Source organism: Pseudomonas sp. TS_SC_3 (genome assembly GCF_056156225.1).
This window is the reverse complement of sequence record NZ_CM149586.1, coordinates 5001-24601: the sequence shown is the minus strand read 5'-3', so window position 1 is coordinate 24601 and position 19601 is coordinate 5001. Positions and strand designations below refer to the sequence as shown.

Sequence of the window (19601 nt, the reverse complement as noted above, 5' to 3'; positions counted from 1 at the left end):
CGTCGCTTACTTGAGCTCGACTTTGGCGCCAGCTTCTTCCAAAGCAGCTTTGGCTTTGTCAGCTGCGTCTTTCGCAACAGCTTCCAGAACCATGGCAGGAGCGCCGTCAACTACAGCCTTGGCTTCTTTCAGGCCCAGACCGGTCAGTTCACGAACTGCCTTAATTACGTTTACTTTCTTCTCGCCGGCTTCAAGCAACATCACGTTGAATTCGGTTTGCTCTTCAGCAACAGCAGCGGCAGCAGCTGGGCCAGCAGCGGCAACAGCAGCGGTAACGCCGAAGGTTTCTTCCATTGCTTTGATCAGTTCAACAACTTCCAGAACAGTTTTCTGGCCGATTGCTTCGATGATTTGTTCGTTAGTCAGAGACATGACTTTAAATCCTGTATTGGGGTGACAGCCTACGCAGCCATCAAATTAAACATATGATTTTGAAAGAGTTTGCGATGCCTTAAGCAGCGGTAGCTTCTTTCTGGTCGCGAATGGCCGCCAGAGTACGAGCCAGCTTGCTGGTAGCGCCTTGAATCACGCTCATCAACTTCGCAATGGCTTCGTCGCGAGTTGGCAGCGAAGCCAACACGTCGATCTCGTTTGCTGCGAGGTACTTGCCCTCAAACGCAGCTGCCTTGATCTCGAACTTATCCTGACCCTTGGCGAACTCTTTGAAAATACGAGCAGCAGCGCCCGGATGTTCCTTGGAGAATGCAATCAGGGTCGGGCCTTTGAACACGTCGTTGAGTACCGAATATTCGGTGCCTTCAACAGCGCGCTTGAGCAGGGTGTTACGTACAACACGTACGTACACGCCAGCTTCGCGGGCCTCTTTACGGAGTCCGGTCATAGCGCCAACTGTCACACCGCGGGCATCAGCCACAACAGCGGACAGGGCACCTTTGGCAGCCTCGTTGACTTCAGCGACGATGGCCTTCTTGTCTTCGAGTTTAATTGCCACGGGTTTAACTCCTGCTTGTTACCGTTTCATCTGGCCGAAGCCGGATGTCGTTTTGGTGTCTGATTCGGTAAGGAACCGGGAGCACCATCTGCGTAGGGTGTTGAAGATTACTCCTCACATTTAAGGCTTACGCCACCTACGGTCTTGGACAGCCCCCGCAAAGCAGGGACCCCAAAGTGTCGAAGCGGCGCAATCGCTCACGCCGCCTCTGTGTTACGCGTCCAGCGAGCCTTGATCAATGATCAAACCTGGGCCCATTGTGGTGCTCAGGGTTACGCGCTTGACGTAGATGCCTTTCGAAGTCGATGGCTTCAGACGCTTAAGGTCCGAAATCAGCGCTTCAACGTTCTGCTTCAGCTTCTCGGCGTCAAAACCAACTTTACCGACGGAACCATGAATGATGCCGTTCTTGTCAGTACGGAAACGCACTTGACCAGCCTTGGCATTCTTCACAGCAGTAGCCACGTCAGGGGTAACGGTGCCGACTTTCGGGTTAGGCATCAGGCCACGCGGACCGAGAACCTGACCCAACTGACCTACAACACGCATTGCATCCGGGGAAGCAATTACTACGTCATAGTTCAGGTCGCCGCCTTTCATTTCAGCAGCCAGATCGTCCATACCTACGCGATCAGCACCGGCAGCCAAAGCAGCTTCAGCAGCTGGACCCTGGGTGAACACAGCAACGCGAACGCTTTTGCCCGAACCGTTCGGCAGAACAGTGGCGCCACGCACAACCTGGTCGGATTTGCGCGGGTCAACACCGAGGTTGACGGCGATATCTACCGACTCAGAGAACTTAACTGCAGACAGTTCAGCCAGCAGAGCGGCCGCTTCAACAAAGTTGTAAGCCTTACCAGCTTCAACTTTCTCAGCGATTGCCTTTTGACGCTTGGTCAACTTAGCCATTACACACCCTCCACGTTGAGGCCCATGCTACGAGCGGAGCCGGCGATGGTACGCACAGCTGCGTCCATATCGGCAGCAGTCAGATCGCCCTGTTTAGTCTTGGCAATCTCTTCCAACTGAGCACGAGTTACGGTGCCGACCTTGACGGTGTTCGGACGAGCCGAACCGCTAGTCAAGCCAGCAGCCTTTTTCAGCAGAACGGCAGCAGGGGTGCTTTTGGTTTCAAAAGTAAAGCTACGGTCGCTGTATACAGTGATGATCACCGGAGTCGGCAAGCCTGGCTCGATACCCTGGGTACGGGCATTGAACGCCTTGCAGAATTCCATGATGTTCACGCCATGCTGACCCAATGCCGGACCAACAGGCGGCGACGGGTTGGCTTGCGCAGCCTTTACTTGCAGCTTGATGTAAGCCGTAATTTTCTTAGCCATGAGCTACTCCAATTTTGGGTTCTAGCGCCTTTCGGCTCCCCAGTTATTTCCTGTTTATCCCAGTGACAACAAAACCCCGCAGCCTAAGGCTGCGGGGTGAGGGATGCTTATGTCAGCTACGCCTTTTCGACCTGACTGAACTCCAGCTCGACCGGTGTAGAGCGACCAAAAATAGTCACTGCAACCTGGATGCGGCTCTTTTCGTAATTCACTTCTTCTACGACACCACTGAAATCGGCGAATGGACCATCGGTCACGCGCACCATCTCACCTGGCTCAAACAGTGTTTTAGGCTTCGGCTTGTCGCCGCTATCTGCGACACGACGCAGGATCGCATCAGCTTCTTTTTCGGTAATCGGCGCAGGCTTGTCTGCAGTCCCACCGATGAAGCCCATGACGCGAGGCGTGTCCTTGATCAAGTGCCAAGTCGCCTCGCTCATCTCCATCTGGACCAATACATAGCCAGGGAAAAATTTGCGCTCACTTTTGCGCTTCTGGCCGTTCCGCATCTCTACCACTTCTTCGGTAGGCACAAGAATCTCGCCAAACACATCTTCCATACCAGCAAGCTTCACGCGCTCAACCAACGAACGCATGACATGCTTCTCGTAACCCGAGTAAGCATGCACAACATACCAACGCTTAGCCACGGGACACCCTTAGCCGACAATCAACGAGACAAGCCAACCCAGCAGGGAATCAACCCCCCAAAGCAGGAGCGACATAACCAAAACAACAGCAACAACGATGAGTGTTGTCTGCGTAGTTTCTTGGCGAGTAGGCCAAACGACCTTGCGAATTTCAACGCGCGCTTCTTTTGCCAACAACCAAAAGGACTTACCCTTTGCCGTTTGCAGCGCAATCAAACCAGCAACTGCAGCTATAACCAACAGCGCCAGAACGCGATACAGGATTGGCTCAGCAGAGAAATACTGATTACCGACCACGCCAGCAACCACTAGAGCAGCAACTAAGAGCCACTTAAGCAGATCAAAGCGAGAGTCTTTGGCTTCAGCCTTAACATTCATCTACTAATTTCCTGTAAAAGACGCGCCAAATTCTAATGAATATGGCAGGTCAGGAGGGAATCGAACCCCCAACCTACGGTTTTGGAGACCGTCGCTCTGCCAATTGAGCTACTGACCTAAAAACTTAATCAGGCCGGCCATTATGCCGGCCTAATCGAAACAGATCAATCGATTACGCGATGATCTTGGCCACGACGCCAGCGCCGACGGTACGACCGCCTTCACGAATGGCGAAACGCAGACCATCTTCCATTGCGATGGTTTTGATCAGCGTGACAGTCATCTGAATGTTGTCACCTGGCATAACCATTTCAACGCCTTCCGGCAGCTCGCAGTTACCGGTTACGTCAGTTGTACGGAAGTAGAACTGAGGACGGTAGCCTTTGAAGAACGGAGTATGACGACCGCCTTCTTCTTTGCTCAACACATACACTTCTGCAGTGAAGGTGGTGTGCGGCTTAACCGAACCCGGCTTAACCAGAACCTGACCACGCTCTACGTCGTCACGCTTGGTGCCGCGCAGCAGAACGCCACAGTTCTCACCCGCACGACCTTCATCGAGCAGCTTGCGGAACATCTCAACGCCGGTACAGGTGGTGACAGTGGTGTCACGCAGACCTACGATTTCCAGCGGATCTTGAACGCGAACGATGCCACGCTCGATACGGCCAGTCACAACGGTACCGCGACCCGAAATCGAGAATACGTCTTCGATTGGCATCAGGAACGGCTTGTCGGTCAGACGAACTGGCTCTGGGATGTAGCTGTCCAGGGTTTCAACCAGTTTACGAACGGCAGTGGTGCCCATTTCGTTGTCGTCTTTACCTTCCAGCGCCATACGCGCGGAACCGATGATGATCGGAGTGTCATCACCTGGGAAATCGTAAGTGCTGAGCAAGTCACGCACCTCCATTTCCACCAGCTCAAGCAGCTCAGCGTCGTCAACCAGGTCAGCCTTGTTCAGGAAGACCACGATGTACGGAACGCCAACCTGACGGGACAGCAGGATGTGCTCGCGGGTTTGCGGCATCGGACCATCAGCGGCCGAGCAAACCAGGATAGCGCCGTCCATCTGCGCAGCACCGGTGATCATGTTCTTCACATAGTCAGCGTGACCTGGGCAGTCAACGTGAGCATAGTGACGGATCTTCGAGTTGTACTCGACGTGCGCGGTGTTGATGGTGATACCACGAGCTTTTTCTTCTGGCGCGCTGTCGATCTTATCGAAGTCAACAACAGCCGAACCGAAAACCTCGGAGCAAACACGGGTCAGCGCTGCAGTCAGCGTGGTCTTACCATGATCAACGTGACCAATAGTGCCGACGTTGACGTGCGGTAGGGAACGATCAAATTTTTCTTTAGCCATTTTGCCTGCCTCCCAGAGAAGAATTGACCCAGCATCAACACCATAAAACAAAGGCAGATACTCACATATCTGCCTTTATTAGATGGAGCTCATGAGCGGACTCGAACCGCTGACCTCACCCTTACCAAGGGTGTGCTCTACCAACTGAGCTACATGAGCAATAAGCATTGCAAGAACAACAAAACTGGAGCGGGTAGCGGGAATCGAACCCGCATCATCAGCTTGGAAGGCTGAGGTTCTACCACTGAACTATACCCGCGGAGCTTGCAGCTCTCGCTAAATCTGGTGGAGGGAGAAGGATTCGAACCTTCGAAGTCGATGACGTCAGATTTACAGTCTGATCCCTTTGGCCACTCGGGAATCCCTCCAAACGGGGCGGCATTCTCATTCTATGCCGACCTACTGTCAAGCAATTTCTCATTAAAAAACCTGAGGTTAGCTACATTGACAGCAACTTCGCAGAATTCTTGTTAGCGCCACTCTGCGAAGCGGGCGCCATTCTATTCATTCTACTGAGCACTTGCAACCCCCTCGCACGGCATTAATTGCTGTTCTAAGCCTTTGAAGTCAAAGGCTAAACGCTGAAGCAAGGAATCATCTGCAAGACGACGACTCTGCGGCGCGATACGCACCCAGAAACTGCGATGCGCACGGGTCAATTCGCGAAGCGACGGCTCATAACCGGCATCACGCAGGCGCTGCATCACGCTTTGCGCTGAATCACTGCGCGGGAAAATACCCAGGGAAATACCGTTGGCTAAATCCCCCTGAGTAATGATGTAACTATGGATTTTTCGCGCCTGCAACTCACGTAGCTGACGCAACGAAGCCTGGCGCGAGGCCAAAGGCGGTAAATAGACCCAGTAATCAACTCCAGCGGCGGCGTCCATACTCTGAACCCGCGACTGGATATCTAAACTGAGCAGCCGTTGCTCCAGCGCAGACGCGTCCGCTTTCACCTCAAAACTACCAAGAAACAAACAAACTGCCTCAACCGCTGCGGCCGCAGCAACCTCACGCCGGGGCGGCGCACTCGACTCACTTAGCAGGCGAATATCTCGCTTACTGTCTTGAATCATATTTAAGGGGGCGATTTCAGTAACGCGCAGGGGAGCCTGCTGCTGATGCCAGACGTAATAAAACAGATTAAGCACGACTAACCACAAGAACATCCAACGCATGCGTGACCTCAGTCGATAGGGCAAGCGATCGCCAAACCGATAAAAACTAAATCAGGGACAACTCGCGCCCCAGGAATAACATCAACCACTAAGAGTGCGTCGCCACCGGTAAGAAAAACATCAAATTCAGCGCCCAGCACTTCAGCAGCCATTTGCACCTGACTGCTGACAAACCCACGCAGCATAAGCAAACAGCCTCGCTCTACAGCTTCAGCAGTTGCCCGCCCCGGCAATAAACCCTCAAGCGCCCGAGAAGCCTCATCACTGTCATAACGCGTACGCCGCGTATGCGTTTGCAGCTGCGTACGCATTAACGGCAGTCCAGGGCAAATAAACCCCCCCAAATGAGCGCCATCCGCAGCAACAAAGTCAGCTGTAACAGCAGTACCGAGATCAATAACCAGCGAAGCCTTACGTGACAGCTGATATGCCCCAACGACTGCGAGCCAGCGATCAAGCCCAAGCCGCTGATATTGCTCATAACCGTTACGCACACCCGCCAACATAACCGCAGGCTCAGCAGCGCGACATTCGATAGCAAAGGCTGCCTCTAGCAGAGAGACCAACTGCGCGGTTTCTTCGTTGCTGCGCACGCTCACCAAACGGCAAGCACGCAATGAAACTCTCTGCTCACGGATGACGCTGACGAGGGCCTGATCAGACTCAACAACGCCACCTACGCCCGCCCTAGCCAGACCATCACTCAGCAACCGCCACTTTATTAAGGTGTTACCGCAATCGAGCTCAAGAATCATCACGCAACCTCAGGCTGATTTCGCCACCACTAAAGCTACGCTCGGCCCCGTCGACTCGGAGACGAAGCGCCCCGCTAGGATCTACCCCCATGACCACGCCCTCGACAGGCTCACCACCCGCCGTTAATACAACCGAGCGCCCCTGCCAAAGATTGCAAGCCTGCCATTCATCCTGCAATGCAGCGAAGCCATCGCGAAGCTGAATAGCTAAATAGTGCGAGAGCTGTCGATTGAGCTCGCCGACCAGCTCATTCCGATTCAGCAGACAACCTAATTCAGCGCGCATAGACGTCCACGGTTGACCAATAACTGCCTGATCGGCCGCAAGCATATTCACGTTCAGACCGATACCAATAACCACATGGCAAACATCCGCTGGATCCCCAGACAGCTCCAACAAAATACCGGCAAGCTTACGATCACCTACTAACAGGTCATTGGGCCACTTGAGCCCCGCTTCAGCCACACCAAAACCACGCACAACCCGGAGCAATGCCAAGCCGACAGCCAGACTCATTCCCTCGAGCGAGCGCATGCCGCCGTCGACGCGAACAACCAAGCTGTAATAAAGATTCTCGCCGAAAGGACTCGCCCAACTTCGCCCCCTGCGCCCACGCCCATTGGTTTGCCGCTCGGCAAGCACATAAAAAGGCGGTGATTGTGAGGCTTGCAAAAGCCTTAACGCTTCAGCATTAGTCGAATCGACACTTGGCATGACGCAGGCGTGCCAAGACGGCATATCTACCTGTGCATTTAACCAGTCTGCATCCAACAACTGCAGCGGCGTAGCCAATCGATACCCTCTACCGCGCACTTTGTGCAGGGGGAGCGATAATTCTGCCTGCAGCACCTGCAGCTGCTTCCAGACTGCGGAACGACTAACACCGAGAGCTACACCAAGCGCCTCCCCCGAATGAAATCGACCATCTTGGAGAAGCTTTAATAATGCAAGCATGTGAATCCCGCCAAGCAATAAGGCACGCATGATAACGATGCACTGTTTAGTTGCCCATCAAGTGTTGATGGTGCGCGTGGATATTTTCGATGTGCAAAGTAAAACCCCCGACCAGTTTCCTGATCGGGGGTTTTGGTGTAGGTGCTTGACGATGACCTACTCTCACATGGGGAAACCCCACACTACCATCGGCGATGCATCGTTTCACTACTGAGTTCGGGATGGGATCAGGTGGTTCCAATGCTCTATGGTCGTCAAGCGATTCAGCTGGAGCCTCGTCGTTAGACGCTGCTCCGAATTGGGTATGTGATAAATGGTTTTGCAGTGCTTACAAATTTTCGGCTGTTGCGGTCTTCTGTATTAGACACACAAACATCAAATTGTTTGGGTGTTATATGGTCAAGCCTCACGGGCAATTAGTATTGGTTAGCTCAACGCCTCACAGCGCTTACACACCCAACCTATCAACGTCGTAGTCTTCGACGGCCCTTTAGGGAACTCAAGGTTCCAGTGAGATCTCATCTCGAGGCAAGTTTCCCGCTTAGATGCTTTCAGCGGTTATCTTTTCCGAACATAGCTACCCGGCAATGCCACTGGCGTGACAACCGGAACACCAGAGGTTCGTCCACTCCGGTCCTCTCGTACTAGGAGCAGCCCCTCTCAAATCTCAAACGTCCACGGCAGATAGGGACCGAACTGTCTCACGACGTTCTAAACCCAGCTCGCGTACCACTTTAAATGGCGAACAGCCATACCCTTGGGACCGGCTTCAGCCCCAGGATGTGATGAGCCGACATCGAGGTGCCAAACACCGCCGTCGATATGAACTCTTGGGCGGTATCAGCCTGTTATCCCCGGAGTACCTTTTATCCGTTGAGCGATGGCCCTTCCATACAGAACCACCGGATCACTAAGACCTACTTTCGTACCTGCTCGACGTGTCTGTCTCGCAGTCAAGCGCGCTTTTGCCTTTATACTCTACGACCGATTTCCGACCGGTCTGAGCGCACCTTCGTACTCCTCCGTTACTCTTTAGGAGGAGACCGCCCCAGTCAAACTACCCACCATACACTGTCCTCGATCCGGATAACGGACCAGAGTTAGAACCTCAAGGTTGCCAGGGTGGTATTTCAAGGTTGGCTCCACGCGAACTGGCGTCCACGCTTCAAAGCCTCCCACCTATCCTACACAAGCAAACTCAAAGTCCAGTGCAAAGCTATAGTAAAGGTTCACGGGGTCTTTCCGTCTAGCCGCGGATACACTGCATCTTCACAGCGATTTCAATTTCACTGAGTCTCGGGTGGAGACAGCGCCGCCATCGTTACGCCATTCGTGCAGGTCGGAACTTACCCGACAAGGAATTTCGCTACCTTAGGACCGTTATAGTTACGGCCGCCGTTTACCGGGGCTTCGATCAAGAGCTTCGCGTTAGCTAACCCCATCAATTAACCTTCCGGCACCGGGCAGGCGTCACACCCTATACGTCCACTTTCGTGTTTGCAGAGTGCTGTGTTTTTAATAAACAGTCGCAGCGGCCTGGTATCTTCGACCGGCATGGGCTTACGCAGTAAATGCTTCACCCTCACCGGCGCACCTTCTCCCGAAGTTACGGTGCCATTTTGCCTAGTTCCTTCACCCGAGTTCTCTCAAGCGCCTTGGTATTCTCTACCTAACCACCTGTGTCGGTTTGGGGTACGGTTCCTAATTACCTGAAGCTTAGAAGCTTTTCCTGGAAGCATGGCATCAACCACTTCGTCATCTAAAAGATAACTCGTCATCAGTTCTCGGCCTTGAACGCCCGGATTTACCTAAGCATTCAGCCTACCACCTTAAACACGGACAACCAACGCCGTGCTGGCCTAGCCTTCTCCGTCCCTCCATCGCAGTAATTAGAAGTACGGGAATATTAACCCGTTTCCCATCGACTACGCATTTCTGCCTCGCCTTAGGGGCCGACTCACCCTGCGTCGATTAACGTTGCGCAGGAAACCTTGGTCTTTCGGCGTGGGAGTTTTTCACTCCCATTGTCGTTACTCATGTCAGCATTCGCACTTCTGATACCTCCAGCAAGCTTCTCAACTCACCTTCACAGGCTTACAGAACGCTCCTCTACCGCTCATCCTAAGATGAACCCGTAGCTTCGGTGTATGGTTTGAGCCCCGTTACATCTTCCGCGCAGGCCGACTCGACTAGTGAGCTATTACGCTTTCTTTAAAGGGTGGCTGCTTCTAAGCCAACCTCCTAGCTGTCTAAGCCTTCCCACATCGTTTCCCACTTAACCATAACTTTGGGACCTTAGCTGACGGTCTGGGTTGTTTCCCTTTTCACGACGGACGTTAGCACCCGCCGTGTGTCTCCCGTGCTGACACTTGTTGGTATTCGGAGTTTGCATCGGTTTGGTAAGTCGGGATGACCCCCTAGCCGAAACAGTGCTCTACCCCCAACAGTGATACACGAGGCGCTACCTAAATAGCTTTCGAGGAGAACCAGCTATCTCCGAGCTTGATTAGCCTTTCACTCCGATCCACAGGTCATCCGCTAACTTTTCAACGGTAGTCGGTTCGGTCCTCCAGTTAGTGTTACCCAACCTTCAACCTGCCCATGGATAGATCGCCCGGTTTCGGGTCTATACCCAGCGACTGTCGCCCTATTAAGACTCGCTTTCGCTACGCCTCCCCTATTCGGTTAAGCTCGCCACTGAATATAAGTCGCTGACCCATTATACAAAAGGTACGCAGTCACCCAACAAAGTGGGCTCCCACTGCTTGTACGCATACGGTTTCAGGATCTATTTCACTCCCCTCTCCGGGGTTCTTTTCGCCTTTCCCTCACGGTACTAGTTCACTATCGGTCAGTCAGTAGTATTTAGCCTTGGAGGATGGTCCCCCCATATTCAGACAAAGTTTCTCGTGCTCCGTCCTACTCGATTTCATTGATAAGAGAATTTCGTGTACGGGGCTATCACCCACTACGGCGGCACTTTCCAGAGCCTTCCACTATTCTCAAATCAACTTAAGGGCTAGTCCCCGTTCGCTCGCCACTACTAAGGGAATCTCGGTTGATTTCTATTCCTCAGGGTACTTAGATGTTTCAGTTCCCCTGGTTCGCCTTACACACCTATGTATTCAGTGTGTAATAACCAGCTTATGCTGGCTGGGTTCCCCCATTCAGAGATCTCCGGATCAAAGTCTGTTTGCCGACTCCCCGGAGCTTATCGCAGGCTACAACGTCTTTCATCGCCTCTGACTGCCAAGGCATCCACCGTATGCGCTTCTTCACTTGACCATATAACCCCAAGCAATCTGGTTATTGTCTAATAACGTGAAGACGACATTCGCCGAAAATTTGCAATTGAGAACTACAAATTTTACCTTGACCAAATTAATTACCAGTGAAAGTAATCAATCAGTCACTTCTATCACATACCCAAATTTTTAAAGAACGATTTTCTTACTGGTCAAAGACCAGAAATCAACATTCATCTGCTTTTTGCAGGAACGTTCATTTCTGAACTCTAAAACGAGGCTGTATATGGTGGAGCCAAGCGGGATCGAACCGCTGACCTCCTGCGTGCAAGGCAGGCGCTCTCCCAGCTGAGCTATGGCCCCATATTCTTACAAGGCCAAACCCCACAACAATTGGTGGGTCTGGGCAGATTCGAACTGCCGACCTCACCCTTATCAGGGGTGCGCTCTAACCAACTGAGCTACAGACCCAATCGTCTTTTTCAATGAATCAAGCAATTCGTGTGGGAACTTATGAAGAAGCTGAAGTCTTCGATTAAGGAGGTGATCCAGCCGCAGGTTCCCCTACGGCTACCTTGTTACGACTTCACCCCAGTCATGAATCACACCGTGGTAACCGTCCCCCTTGCGGTTAGACTAGCTACTTCTGGTGCAACCCACTCCCATGGTGTGACGGGCGGTGTGTACAAGGCCCGGGAACGTATTCACCGTGACATTCTGATTCACGATTACTAGCGATTCCGACTTCACGCAGTCGAGTTGCAGACTGCGATCCGGACTACGATCGGTTTTATGGGATTAGCTCCACCTCGCGGCTTGGCAACCCTTTGTACCGACCATTGTAGCACGTGTGTAGCCCTGGCCGTAAGGGCCATGATGACTTGACGTCATCCCCACCTTCCTCCGGTTTGTCACCGGCAGTCTCCTTAGAGTTCCCACCATTACGTGCTGGTAACTAAGGACAAGGGTTGCGCTCGTTACGGGACTTAACCCAACATCTCACGACACGAGCTGACGACAGCCATGCAGCACCTGTGTCTGAGTTCCCGAAGGCACCAATCTATCTCTAGAAAGTTCTCAGCATGTCAAGGCCAGGTAAGGTTCTTCGCGTTGCTTCGAATTAAACCACATGCTCCACCGCTTGTGCGGGCCCCCGTCAATTCATTTGAGTTTTAACCTTGCGGCCGTACTCCCCAGGCGGTCAACTTAATGCGTTAGCTGCGCCACTAAGAGTTCAAGACTCCCAACGGCTAGTTGACATCGTTTACGGCGTGGACTACCAGGGTATCTAATCCTGTTTGCTCCCCACGCTTTCGCACCTCAGTGTCAGTACCAGTCCAGGTAGTCGCCTTCGCCACTGGTGTTCCTTCCTATATCTACGCATTTCACCGCTACACAGGAAATTCCACTACCCTCTACCGTACTCTAGCTCAGCAGTTTTGGATGCAGTTCCCAGGTTGAGCCCGGGGATTTCACATCCAACTTACTGAACCACCTACGCGCGCTTTACGCCCAGTAATTCCGATTAACGCTTGCACCCTTCGTATTACCGCGGCTGCTGGCACGAAGTTAGCCGGTGCTTATTCTGTCGGTAACGTCAAAGTAGCAACGTATTAAGTTACTACCCTTCCTCCCAACTTAAAGTGCTTTACAATCCGAAGACCTTCTTCACACACGCGGCATGGCTGGATCAGGCTTTCGCCCATTGTCCAATATTCCCCACTGCTGCCTCCCGTAGGAGTCTGGACCGTGTCTCAGTTCCAGTGTGACTGATCATCCTCTCAGACCAGTTACGGATCGTCGCCTTGGTGAGCCATTACCTCACCAACTAGCTAATCCGACCTAGGCTCATCTAATGGCGCGAGGCCCGAAGGTCCCCCGCTTTCTCCCGTAGGACGTATGCGGTATTAGCGTCCGTTTCCGAACGTTATCCCCCACCACTAGGCAGATTCCTAGGCATTACTCACCCGTCCGCCGCTCTCAAGAGAAGCAAGCTTCTCTCTACCGCTCGACTTGCATGTGTTAGGCCTGCCGCCAGCGTTCAATCTGAGCCATGATCAAACTCTTCAGTTCAATACTGCTTGGGTTTTGAGAAAACCCTAAACTTAGCTCAGCAATCGTTGGTTACATCTTTGATTTCTCGCGGAGTAACTTGTGATGCTGATAATCTTGCGACTAGCAGTCTTACCTCACAAGCACCCACACGAATTGCTTGATTCAGTTGTTAAAGAGCAGTTGGTTAAGTCTTTCGTCTCAACCGAGGCGCGAATTCTACAGCAGCCTCATCTTTCGTCAAGCTGTTTTTCGAAGTTCTTTTCTAAAAGCGCTTTCTACTCAACAACTTGCGTTACATCTCACTGGCTGTGATTTTGATCGCTCAAAACTTCATGCCTGTACTAATAGTAAAACCCCCGACCAGTTTCCTGATCGGGGGTTTTGGTGTAGGTGCTTGACGATGACCTACTCTCACATGGGGAAACCCCACACTACCATCGGCGATGCATCGTTTCACTACTGAGTTCGGGATGGGATCAGGTGGTTCCAATGCTCTATGGTCGTCAAGCGATTCAGCTGGAGCCTCGTCGTTAGACGCTGCTCCGAATTGGGTATGTGATAAATGGTTTTGCAGTGCTTACAAATTTTCGGCTGTTGCGGTCTTCTGTATTAGACACACAAACATCAAATTGTTTGGGTGTTATATGGTCAAGCCTCACGGGCAATTAGTATTGGTTAGCTCAACGCCTCACAGCGCTTACACACCCAACCTATCAACGTCGTAGTCTTCGACGGCCCTTTAGGGAACTCAAGGTTCCAGTGAGATCTCATCTCGAGGCAAGTTTCCCGCTTAGATGCTTTCAGCGGTTATCTTTTCCGAACATAGCTACCCGGCAATGCCACTGGCGTGACAACCGGAACACCAGAGGTTCGTCCACTCCGGTCCTCTCGTACTAGGAGCAGCCCCTCTCAAATCTCAAACGTCCACGGCAGATAGGGACCGAACTGTCTCACGACGTTCTAAACCCAGCTCGCGTACCACTTTAAATGGCGAACAGCCATACCCTTGGGACCGGCTTCAGCCCCAGGATGTGATGAGCCGACATCGAGGTGCCAAACACCGCCGTCGATATGAACTCTTGGGCGGTATCAGCCTGTTATCCCCGGAGTACCTTTTATCCGTTGAGCGATGGCCCTTCCATACAGAACCACCGGATCACTAAGACCTACTTTCGTACCTGCTCGACGTGTCTGTCTCGCAGTCAAGCGCGCTTTTGCCTTTATACTCTACGACCGATTTCCGACCGGTCTGAGCGCACCTTCGTACTCCTCCGTTACTCTTTAGGAGGAGACCGCCCCAGTCAAACTACCCACCATACACTGTCCTCGATCCGGATAACGGACCAGAGTTAGAACCTCAAGGTTGCCAGGGTGGTATTTCAAGGTTGGCTCCACGCGAACTGGCGTCCACGCTTCAAAGCCTCCCACCTATCCTACACAAGCAAACTCAAAGTCCAGTGCAAAGCTATAGTAAAGGTTCACGGGGTCTTTCCGTCTAGCCGCGGATACACTGCATCTTCACAGCGATTTCAATTTCACTGAGTCTCGGGTGGAGACAGCGCCGCCATCGTTACGCCATTCGTGCAGGTCGGAACTTACCCGACAAGGAATTTCGCTACCTTAGGACCGTTATAGTTACGGCCGCCGTTTACCGGGGCTTCGATCAAGAGCTTCGCGTTAGCTAACCCCATCAATTAACCTTCCGGCACCGGGCAGGCGTCACACCCTATACGTCCACTTTCGTGTTTGCAGAGTGCTGTGTTTTTAATAAACAGTCGCAGCGGCCTGGTATCTTCGACCGGCATGGGCTTACGCAGTAAATGCTTCACCCTCACCGGCGCACCTTCTCCCGAAGTTACGGTGCCATTTTGCCTAGTTCCTTCACCCGAGTTCTCTCAAGCGCCTTGGTATTCTCTACCTAACCACCTGTGTCGGTTTGGGGTACGGTTCCTAATTACCTGAAGCTTAGAAGCTTTTCCTGGAAGCATGGCATCAACCACTTCGTCATCTAAAAGATAACTCGTCATCAGTTCTCGGCCTTGAACGCCCGGATTTACCTAAGCATTCAGCCTACCACCTTAAACACGGACAACCAACGCCGTGCTGGCCTAGCCTTCTCCGTCCCTCCATCGCAGTAATTAGAAGTACGGGAATATTAACCCGTTTCCCATCGACTACGCATTTCTGCCTCGCCTTAGGGGCCGACTCACCCTGCGTCGATTAACGTTGCGCAGGAAACCTTGGTCTTTCGGCGTGGGAGTTTTTCACTCCCATTGTCGTTACTCATGTCAGCATTCGCACTTCTGATACCTCCAGCAAGCTTCTCAACTCACCTTCACAGGCTTACAGAACGCTCCTCTACCGCTCATCCTAAGATGAACCCGTAGCTTCGGTGTATGGTTTGAGCCCCGTTACATCTTCCGCGCAGGCCGACTCGACTAGTGAGCTATTACGCTTTCTTTAAAGGGTGGCTGCTTCTAAGCCAACCTCCTAGCTGTCTAAGCCTTCCCACATCGTTTCCCACTTAACCATAACTTTGGGACCTTAGCTGACGGTCTGGGTTGTTTCCCTTTTCACGACGGACGTTAGCACCCGCCGTGTGTCTCCCGTGCTGACACTTGTTGGTATTCGGAGTTTGCATCGGTTTGGTAAGTCGGGATGACCCCCTAGCCGAAACAGTGCTCTACCCCCAACAGTGATACACGAGGCGCTACCTAAATAGCTTTCGAGGAGAACCAGCTATCTCCGAGCTTGATTAGCCTTTCACTCCGATCCACAGGTCATCCGCTAACTTTTCAACGGTAGTCGGTTCGGTCCTCCAGTTAGTGTTACCCAACCTTCAACCTGCCCATGGATAGATCGCCCGGTTTCGGGTCTATACCCAGCGACTGTCGCCCTATTAAGACTCGCTTTCGCTACGCCTCCCCTATTCGGTTAAGCTCGCCACTGAATATAAGTCGCTGACCCATTATACAAAAGGTACGCAGTCACCCAACAAAGTGGGCTCCCACTGCTTGTACGCATACGGTTTCAGGATCTATTTCACTCCCCTCTCCGGGGTTCTTTTCGCCTTTCCCTCACGGTACTAGTTCACTATCGGTCAGTCAGTAGTATTTAGCCTTGGAGGATGGTCCCCCCATATTCAGACAAAGTTTCTCGTGCTCCGTCCTACTCGATTTCATTGATAAGAGAATTTCGTGTACGGGGCTATCACCCACTACGGCGGCACTTTCCAGAGCCTTCCACTATTCTCAAATCAACTTAAGGGCTAGTCCCCGTTCGCTCGCCACTACTAAGGGAATCTCGGTTGATTTCTATTCCTCAGGGTACTTAGATGTTTCAGTTCCCCTGGTTCGCCTTACACACCTATGTATTCAGTGTGTAATAACCAGCTTATGCTGGCTGGGTTCCCCCATTCAGAGATCTCCGGATCAAAGTCTGTTTGCCGACTCCCCGGAGCTTATCGCAGGCTACAACGTCTTTCATCGCCTCTGACTGCCAAGGCATCCACCGTATGCGCTTCTTCACTTGACCATATAACCCCAAGCAATCTGGTTATTGTCTAATAACGTGAAGACGACATTCGCCGAAAATTTGCAATTGAGAACTACAAATTTTACCTTGACCAAATTAATTACCAGTGAAAGTAATCAATCAGTCACTTCTATCACATACCCAAATTTTTAAAGAACGATTTTCTTACTGGTCAAAGACCAGAAATCAACATTCATCTGCTTTTTGCAGGAACGTTCATTTCTGAACTCTAAAACGAGGCTGTATATGGTGGAGCCAAGCGGGATCGAACCGCTGACCTCCTGCGTGCAAGGCAGGCGCTCTCCCAGCTGAGCTATGGCCCCATATTCTTACAAGGCCAAACCCCACAACAATTGGTGGGTCTGGGCAGATTCGAACTGCCGACCTCACCCTTATCAGGGGTGCGCTCTAACCAACTGAGCTACAGACCCAATCGTCTTTTTCAATGAATCAAGCAATTCGTGTGGGAACTTATGAAGAAGCTGAAGTCTTCGATTAAGGAGGTGATCCAGCCGCAGGTTCCCCTACGGCTACCTTGTTACGACTTCACCCCAGTCATGAATCACACCGTGGTAACCGTCCCCCTTGCGGTTAGACTAGCTACTTCTGGTGCAACCCACTCCCATGGTGTGACGGGCGGTGTGTACAAGGCCCGGGAACGTATTCACCGTGACATTCTGATTCACGATTACTAGCGATTCCGACTTCACGCAGTCGAGTTGCAGACTGCGATCCGGACTACGATCGGTTTTATGGGATTAGCTCCACCTCGCGGCTTGGCAACCCTTTGTACCGACCATTGTAGCACGTGTGTAGCCCTGGCCGTAAGGGCCATGATGACTTGACGTCATCCCCACCTTCCTCCGGTTTGTCACCGGCAGTCTCCTTAGAGTTCCCACCATTACGTGCTGGTAACTAAGGACAAGGGTTGCGCTCGTTACGGGACTTAACCCAACATCTCACGACACGAGCTGACGACAGCCATGCAGCACCTGTGTCTGAGTTCCCGAAGGCACCAATCTATCTCTAGAAAGTTCTCAGCATGTCAAGGCCAGGTAAGGTTCTTCGCGTTGCTTCGAATTAAACCACATGCTCCACCGCTTGTGCGGGCCCCCGTCAATTCATTTGAGTTTTAACCTTGCGGCCGTACTCCCCAGGCGGTCAACTTAATGCGTTAGCTGCGCCACTAAGAGTTCAAGACTCCCAACGGCTAGTTGACATCGTTTACGGCGTGGACTACCAGGGTATCTAATCCTGTTTGCTCCCCACGCTTTCGCACCTCAGTGTCAGTACCAGTCCAGGTAGTCGCCTTCGCCACTGGTGTTCCTTCCTATATCTACGCATTTCACCGCTACACAGGAAATTCCACTACCCTCTACCGTACTCTAGCTCAGCAGTTTTGGATGCAGTTCCCAGGTTGAGCCCGGGGATTTCACATCCAACTTACTGAACCACCTACGCGCGCTTTACGCCCAGTAATTCCGATTAACGCTTGCACCCTTCGTATTACCGCGGCTGCTGGCACGAAGTTAGCCGGTGCTTATTCTGTCGGTAACGTCAAAGTAGCAACGTATTAAGTTACTACCCTTCCTCCCAACTTAAAGTGCTTTACAATCCGAAGACCTTCTTCACACACGCGGCATGGCTGGATCAGGCTTTCGCCCATTGTCCAATATTCCCCACTGCTGCCTCCCGTAGGAGTCTGGACCGTGTCTCAGTTCCAGTGTGACTGATCATCCTCTCAGACCAGTTACGGATCGTCGCCTTGGTGAGCCATTACCTCACCAACTAGCTAATCCGACCTAGGCTCATCTAATGGCGCGAGGCCCGAAGGTCCCCCGCTTTCTCCCGTAGGACGTATGCGGTATTAGCGTCCGTTTCCGAACGTTATCCCCCACCACTAGGCAGATTCCTAGGCATTACTCACCCGTCCGCCGCTCTCAAGAGAAGCAAGCTTCTCTCTACCGCTCGACTTGCATGTGTTAGGCCTGCCGCCAGCGTTCAATCTGAGCCATGATCAAACTCTTCAGTTCAATACTGCTTGGGTTTTGAGAAAACCCTAAACTTAGCTCAGCAATCGTTGGTTACATCTTTGATTTCTCGCGGAGTAACTTGTGATGCTGATAATCTTGCGACTAGCAGTCTTACCTCACAAGCACCCACACGAATTGCTTGATTCAGTTGTTAAAGAGCAGTTGGTTAAGTCTTTCGTCTCAACCGAGGCGCGAATTCTACAGCAGCCTCATCTTTCGTCAAGCTGTTTTTCGAAGTTCTTTTCTAAAAGCGCTTTCTACTCAACAACTTGCGTTACATCTCACTGGCTGTGATTTTGATCGCTCAAAACTTCATGCCTGTACTAATAGTAAAACCCCCGACCAGTTTCCTGATCGGGGGTTTTGGTGTAGGTGCTTGACGATGACCTACTCTCACATGGGGAAACCCCACACTACCATCGGCGATGCATCGTTTCACTACTGAGTTCGGGATGGGATCAGGTGGTTCCAATGCTCTATGGTCGTCAAGCGATTCAGCTGGAGCCTCGTCGTTAGACGCTGCTCCGAATTGGGTATGTGATAAATGGTTTTGCAGTGCTTACAAATTTTCGGCTGTTGCGGTCTTCTGTATTAGACACACAAACATCAAATTGTTTGGGTGTTATATGGTCAAGCCTCACGGGCAATTAGTATTGGTTAGCTCAACGCCTCACAGCGCTTACACACCCAACCTATCAACGTCGTAGTCTTCGACGGCCCTTTAGGGAACTCAAGGTTCCAGTGAGATCTCATCTCGAGGCAAGTTTCCCGCTTAGATGCTTTCAGCGGTTATCTTTTCCGAACATAGCTACCCGGCAATGCCACTGGCGTGACAACCGGAACACCAGAGGTTCGTCCACTCCGGTCCTCTCGTACTAGGAGCAGCCCCTCTCAAATCTCAAACGTCCACGGCAGATAGGGACCGAACTGTCTCACGACGTTCTAAACCCAGCTCGCGTACCACTTTAAATGGCGAACAGCCATACCCTTGGGACCGGCTTCAGCCCCAGGATGTGATGAGCCGACATCGAGGTGCCAAACACCGCCGTCGATATGAACTCTTGGGCGGTATCAGCCTGTTATCCCCGGAGTACCTTTTATCCGTTGAGCGATGGCCCTTCCATACAGAACCACCGGATCACTAAGACCTACTTTCG

At 52.0% G+C, this 19601-nt stretch carries 10 protein-coding genes, 8 tRNA genes and 8 rRNA genes (1 of these 26 only partly in view); all 26 read right to left on the bottom strand.

From position 1 onward, the window contains the following. Window positions 1-6 precede the first annotated feature (6 nt). On the bottom strand, window positions 7-372 hold the full coding sequence (gene rplL / locus AC0J6G_RS00150) for a 50S ribosomal protein L7/L12 (protein ID WP_475250426.1): 366 nt from the start codon (window positions 370-372) through the stop codon (window positions 7-9). A gap of 79 nt (window positions 373-451) precedes the next feature. Then, window positions 452-952, bottom strand: coding sequence for a 50S ribosomal protein L10 (rplJ, locus tag AC0J6G_RS00145; protein WP_475250425.1), 501 nt, complete (start codon window positions 950-952; stop codon window positions 452-454). Window positions 953-1165: 213 nt separating this feature from the next. Next, on the bottom strand, window positions 1166-1861 hold the full coding sequence (gene rplA / locus AC0J6G_RS00140; RefSeq protein WP_274087698.1) for a 50S ribosomal protein L1: 696 nt from the start codon (window positions 1859-1861) through the stop codon (window positions 1166-1168). After that, window positions 1861-2292 (bottom strand): 50S ribosomal protein L11, encoded by a 432-nt coding sequence (rplK, locus tag AC0J6G_RS00135; RefSeq protein WP_475250424.1) that lies wholly within the window; start codon window positions 2290-2292, stop codon window positions 1861-1863. The genes rplA and rplK overlap by 1 nt, the downstream gene beginning before the upstream one ends. A 116-nt stretch (window positions 2293-2408) precedes the next feature. Next, window positions 2409-2942, bottom strand: coding sequence for a transcription termination/antitermination protein NusG (gene nusG, locus AC0J6G_RS00130; protein ID WP_411187044.1), 534 nt, complete (start codon window positions 2940-2942; stop codon window positions 2409-2411). A 9-nt stretch (window positions 2943-2951) separates the two neighbouring features. Beyond that, window positions 2952-3320 carry a preprotein translocase subunit SecE gene (secE, locus tag AC0J6G_RS00125; protein WP_475250423.1) on the bottom strand — a complete coding sequence of 123 codons (369 nt, stop codon included), beginning with the start codon at window positions 3318-3320 and terminating at the stop codon, window positions 2952-2954. Window positions 3321-3362: 42 nt separating this feature from the next. Next, window positions 3363-3438 (bottom strand) — tRNA-Trp (locus tag AC0J6G_RS00120). Window positions 3439-3492: 54 nt separating this feature from the next. After that, complete coding sequence (gene tuf, locus AC0J6G_RS00115) at window positions 3493-4686, bottom strand: elongation factor Tu (RefSeq protein ID WP_475250422.1); 1194 nt, start codon at window positions 4684-4686, stop codon at window positions 3493-3495. 83 nt (window positions 4687-4769) lie between these two features. Beyond that, a tRNA-Thr gene (locus AC0J6G_RS00110) sits at window positions 4770-4845 on the bottom strand. A 26-nt stretch (window positions 4846-4871) separates the two neighbouring features. Further along, window positions 4872-4945 (bottom strand) — tRNA-Gly (locus AC0J6G_RS00105). Between the two features lie 24 nt (window positions 4946-4969). Further along, window positions 4970-5054: transfer RNA gene (locus tag AC0J6G_RS00100), tRNA-Tyr, on the bottom strand. Between the two features lie 141 nt (window positions 5055-5195). Beyond that, on the bottom strand, window positions 5196-5867 hold the full coding sequence (locus AC0J6G_RS00095; protein WP_475250421.1) for an SPOR domain-containing protein: 672 nt from the start codon (window positions 5865-5867) through the stop codon (window positions 5196-5198). A gap of 8 nt (window positions 5868-5875) precedes the next feature. After that, on the bottom strand, window positions 5876-6622 hold the full coding sequence (locus AC0J6G_RS00090) for a pantothenate kinase (protein WP_475250420.1): 747 nt from the start codon (window positions 6620-6622) through the stop codon (window positions 5876-5878). Beyond that, entirely contained in the window at window positions 6612-7577 is a 966-nt protein-coding gene (gene birA, locus AC0J6G_RS00085; protein ID WP_475253525.1) for a bifunctional biotin--[acetyl-CoA-carboxylase] ligase/biotin operon repressor BirA, read from the bottom strand. Before birA ends, AC0J6G_RS00090 begins: the two co-directional genes overlap by 11 nt. A 143-nt stretch (window positions 7578-7720) precedes the next feature. Continuing rightward, a 5S ribosomal RNA gene (gene rrf / locus AC0J6G_RS00080) occupies window positions 7721-7836 on the bottom strand. 136 nt (window positions 7837-7972) lie between these two features. Continuing rightward, a 23S ribosomal RNA gene (locus AC0J6G_RS00075) occupies window positions 7973-10862 on the bottom strand. 247 nt (window positions 10863-11109) lie between these two features. Further along, window positions 11110-11185 (bottom strand) — tRNA-Ala (locus tag AC0J6G_RS00070). 31 nt (window positions 11186-11216) lie between these two features. Next, window positions 11217-11293, bottom strand: a tRNA-Ile gene (locus AC0J6G_RS00065). 65 nt (window positions 11294-11358) lie between these two features. Further along, window positions 11359-12895 (bottom strand): 16S ribosomal RNA (locus tag AC0J6G_RS00060). 374 nt (window positions 12896-13269) lie between these two features. Continuing rightward, window positions 13270-13385: ribosomal RNA gene (rrf, locus tag AC0J6G_RS00055) — 5S ribosomal RNA — on the bottom strand. A gap of 136 nt (window positions 13386-13521) precedes the next feature. Next, window positions 13522-16411 (bottom strand): 23S ribosomal RNA (locus tag AC0J6G_RS00050). A gap of 247 nt (window positions 16412-16658) precedes the next feature. Then, window positions 16659-16734: transfer RNA gene (locus AC0J6G_RS00045), tRNA-Ala, on the bottom strand. 31 nt (window positions 16735-16765) lie between these two features. Then, window positions 16766-16842: transfer RNA gene (locus AC0J6G_RS00040), tRNA-Ile, on the bottom strand. Between the two features lie 65 nt (window positions 16843-16907). After that, window positions 16908-18444: ribosomal RNA gene (locus AC0J6G_RS00035) — 16S ribosomal RNA — on the bottom strand. A gap of 374 nt (window positions 18445-18818) precedes the next feature. After that, window positions 18819-18934 (bottom strand): 5S ribosomal RNA (rrf, locus tag AC0J6G_RS00030). Between the two features lie 136 nt (window positions 18935-19070). After that, window positions 19071-19601: ribosomal RNA gene (locus tag AC0J6G_RS00025) — 23S ribosomal RNA — on the bottom strand; it runs 2359 nt beyond the window's last position. Together the 16S, 23S and 5S rRNA genes with 4 tRNA genes alongside form the textbook arrangement of a ribosomal RNA operon.

Bases quoted from the DNA above. Each gene is read 5' to 3' on its own strand.
- rplL (WP_475250426.1), bottom strand. From the start codon at position 372: ATGTCTCTGACTAACGAACAAATCATCGAAGCAATCGGCCAGAAAACT.
- rplA (WP_274087698.1), bottom strand. From the start codon at position 1,861: ATGGCTAAGTTGACCAAGCGTCAAAAGGCAATCGCTGAGAAAGTTGAA.
- rplK (WP_475250424.1), bottom strand. From the start codon at position 2,292: ATGGCTAAGAAAATTACGGCTTACATCAAGCTGCAAGTAAAGGCTGCG.
- secE (WP_475250423.1), bottom strand. From the start codon at position 3,320: ATGAATGTTAAGGCTGAAGCCAAAGACTCTCGCTTTGATCTGCTTAAG.
- tuf (WP_475250422.1), bottom strand. From the start codon at position 4,686: ATGGCTAAAGAAAAATTTGATCGTTCCCTACCGCACGTCAACGTCGGC.
- AC0J6G_RS00095 (WP_475250421.1), bottom strand. From the start codon at position 5,867: ATGCGTTGGATGTTCTTGTGGTTAGTCGTGCTTAATCTGTTTTATTAC.
- AC0J6G_RS00090 (WP_475250420.1), bottom strand. From the start codon at position 6,622: ATGATTCTTGAGCTCGATTGCGGTAACACCTTAATAAAGTGGCGGTTG.
- birA (WP_475253525.1), bottom strand. From the start codon at position 7,577: ATGCTTGCATTATTAAAGCTTCTCCAAGATGGTCGATTTCATTCGGGG.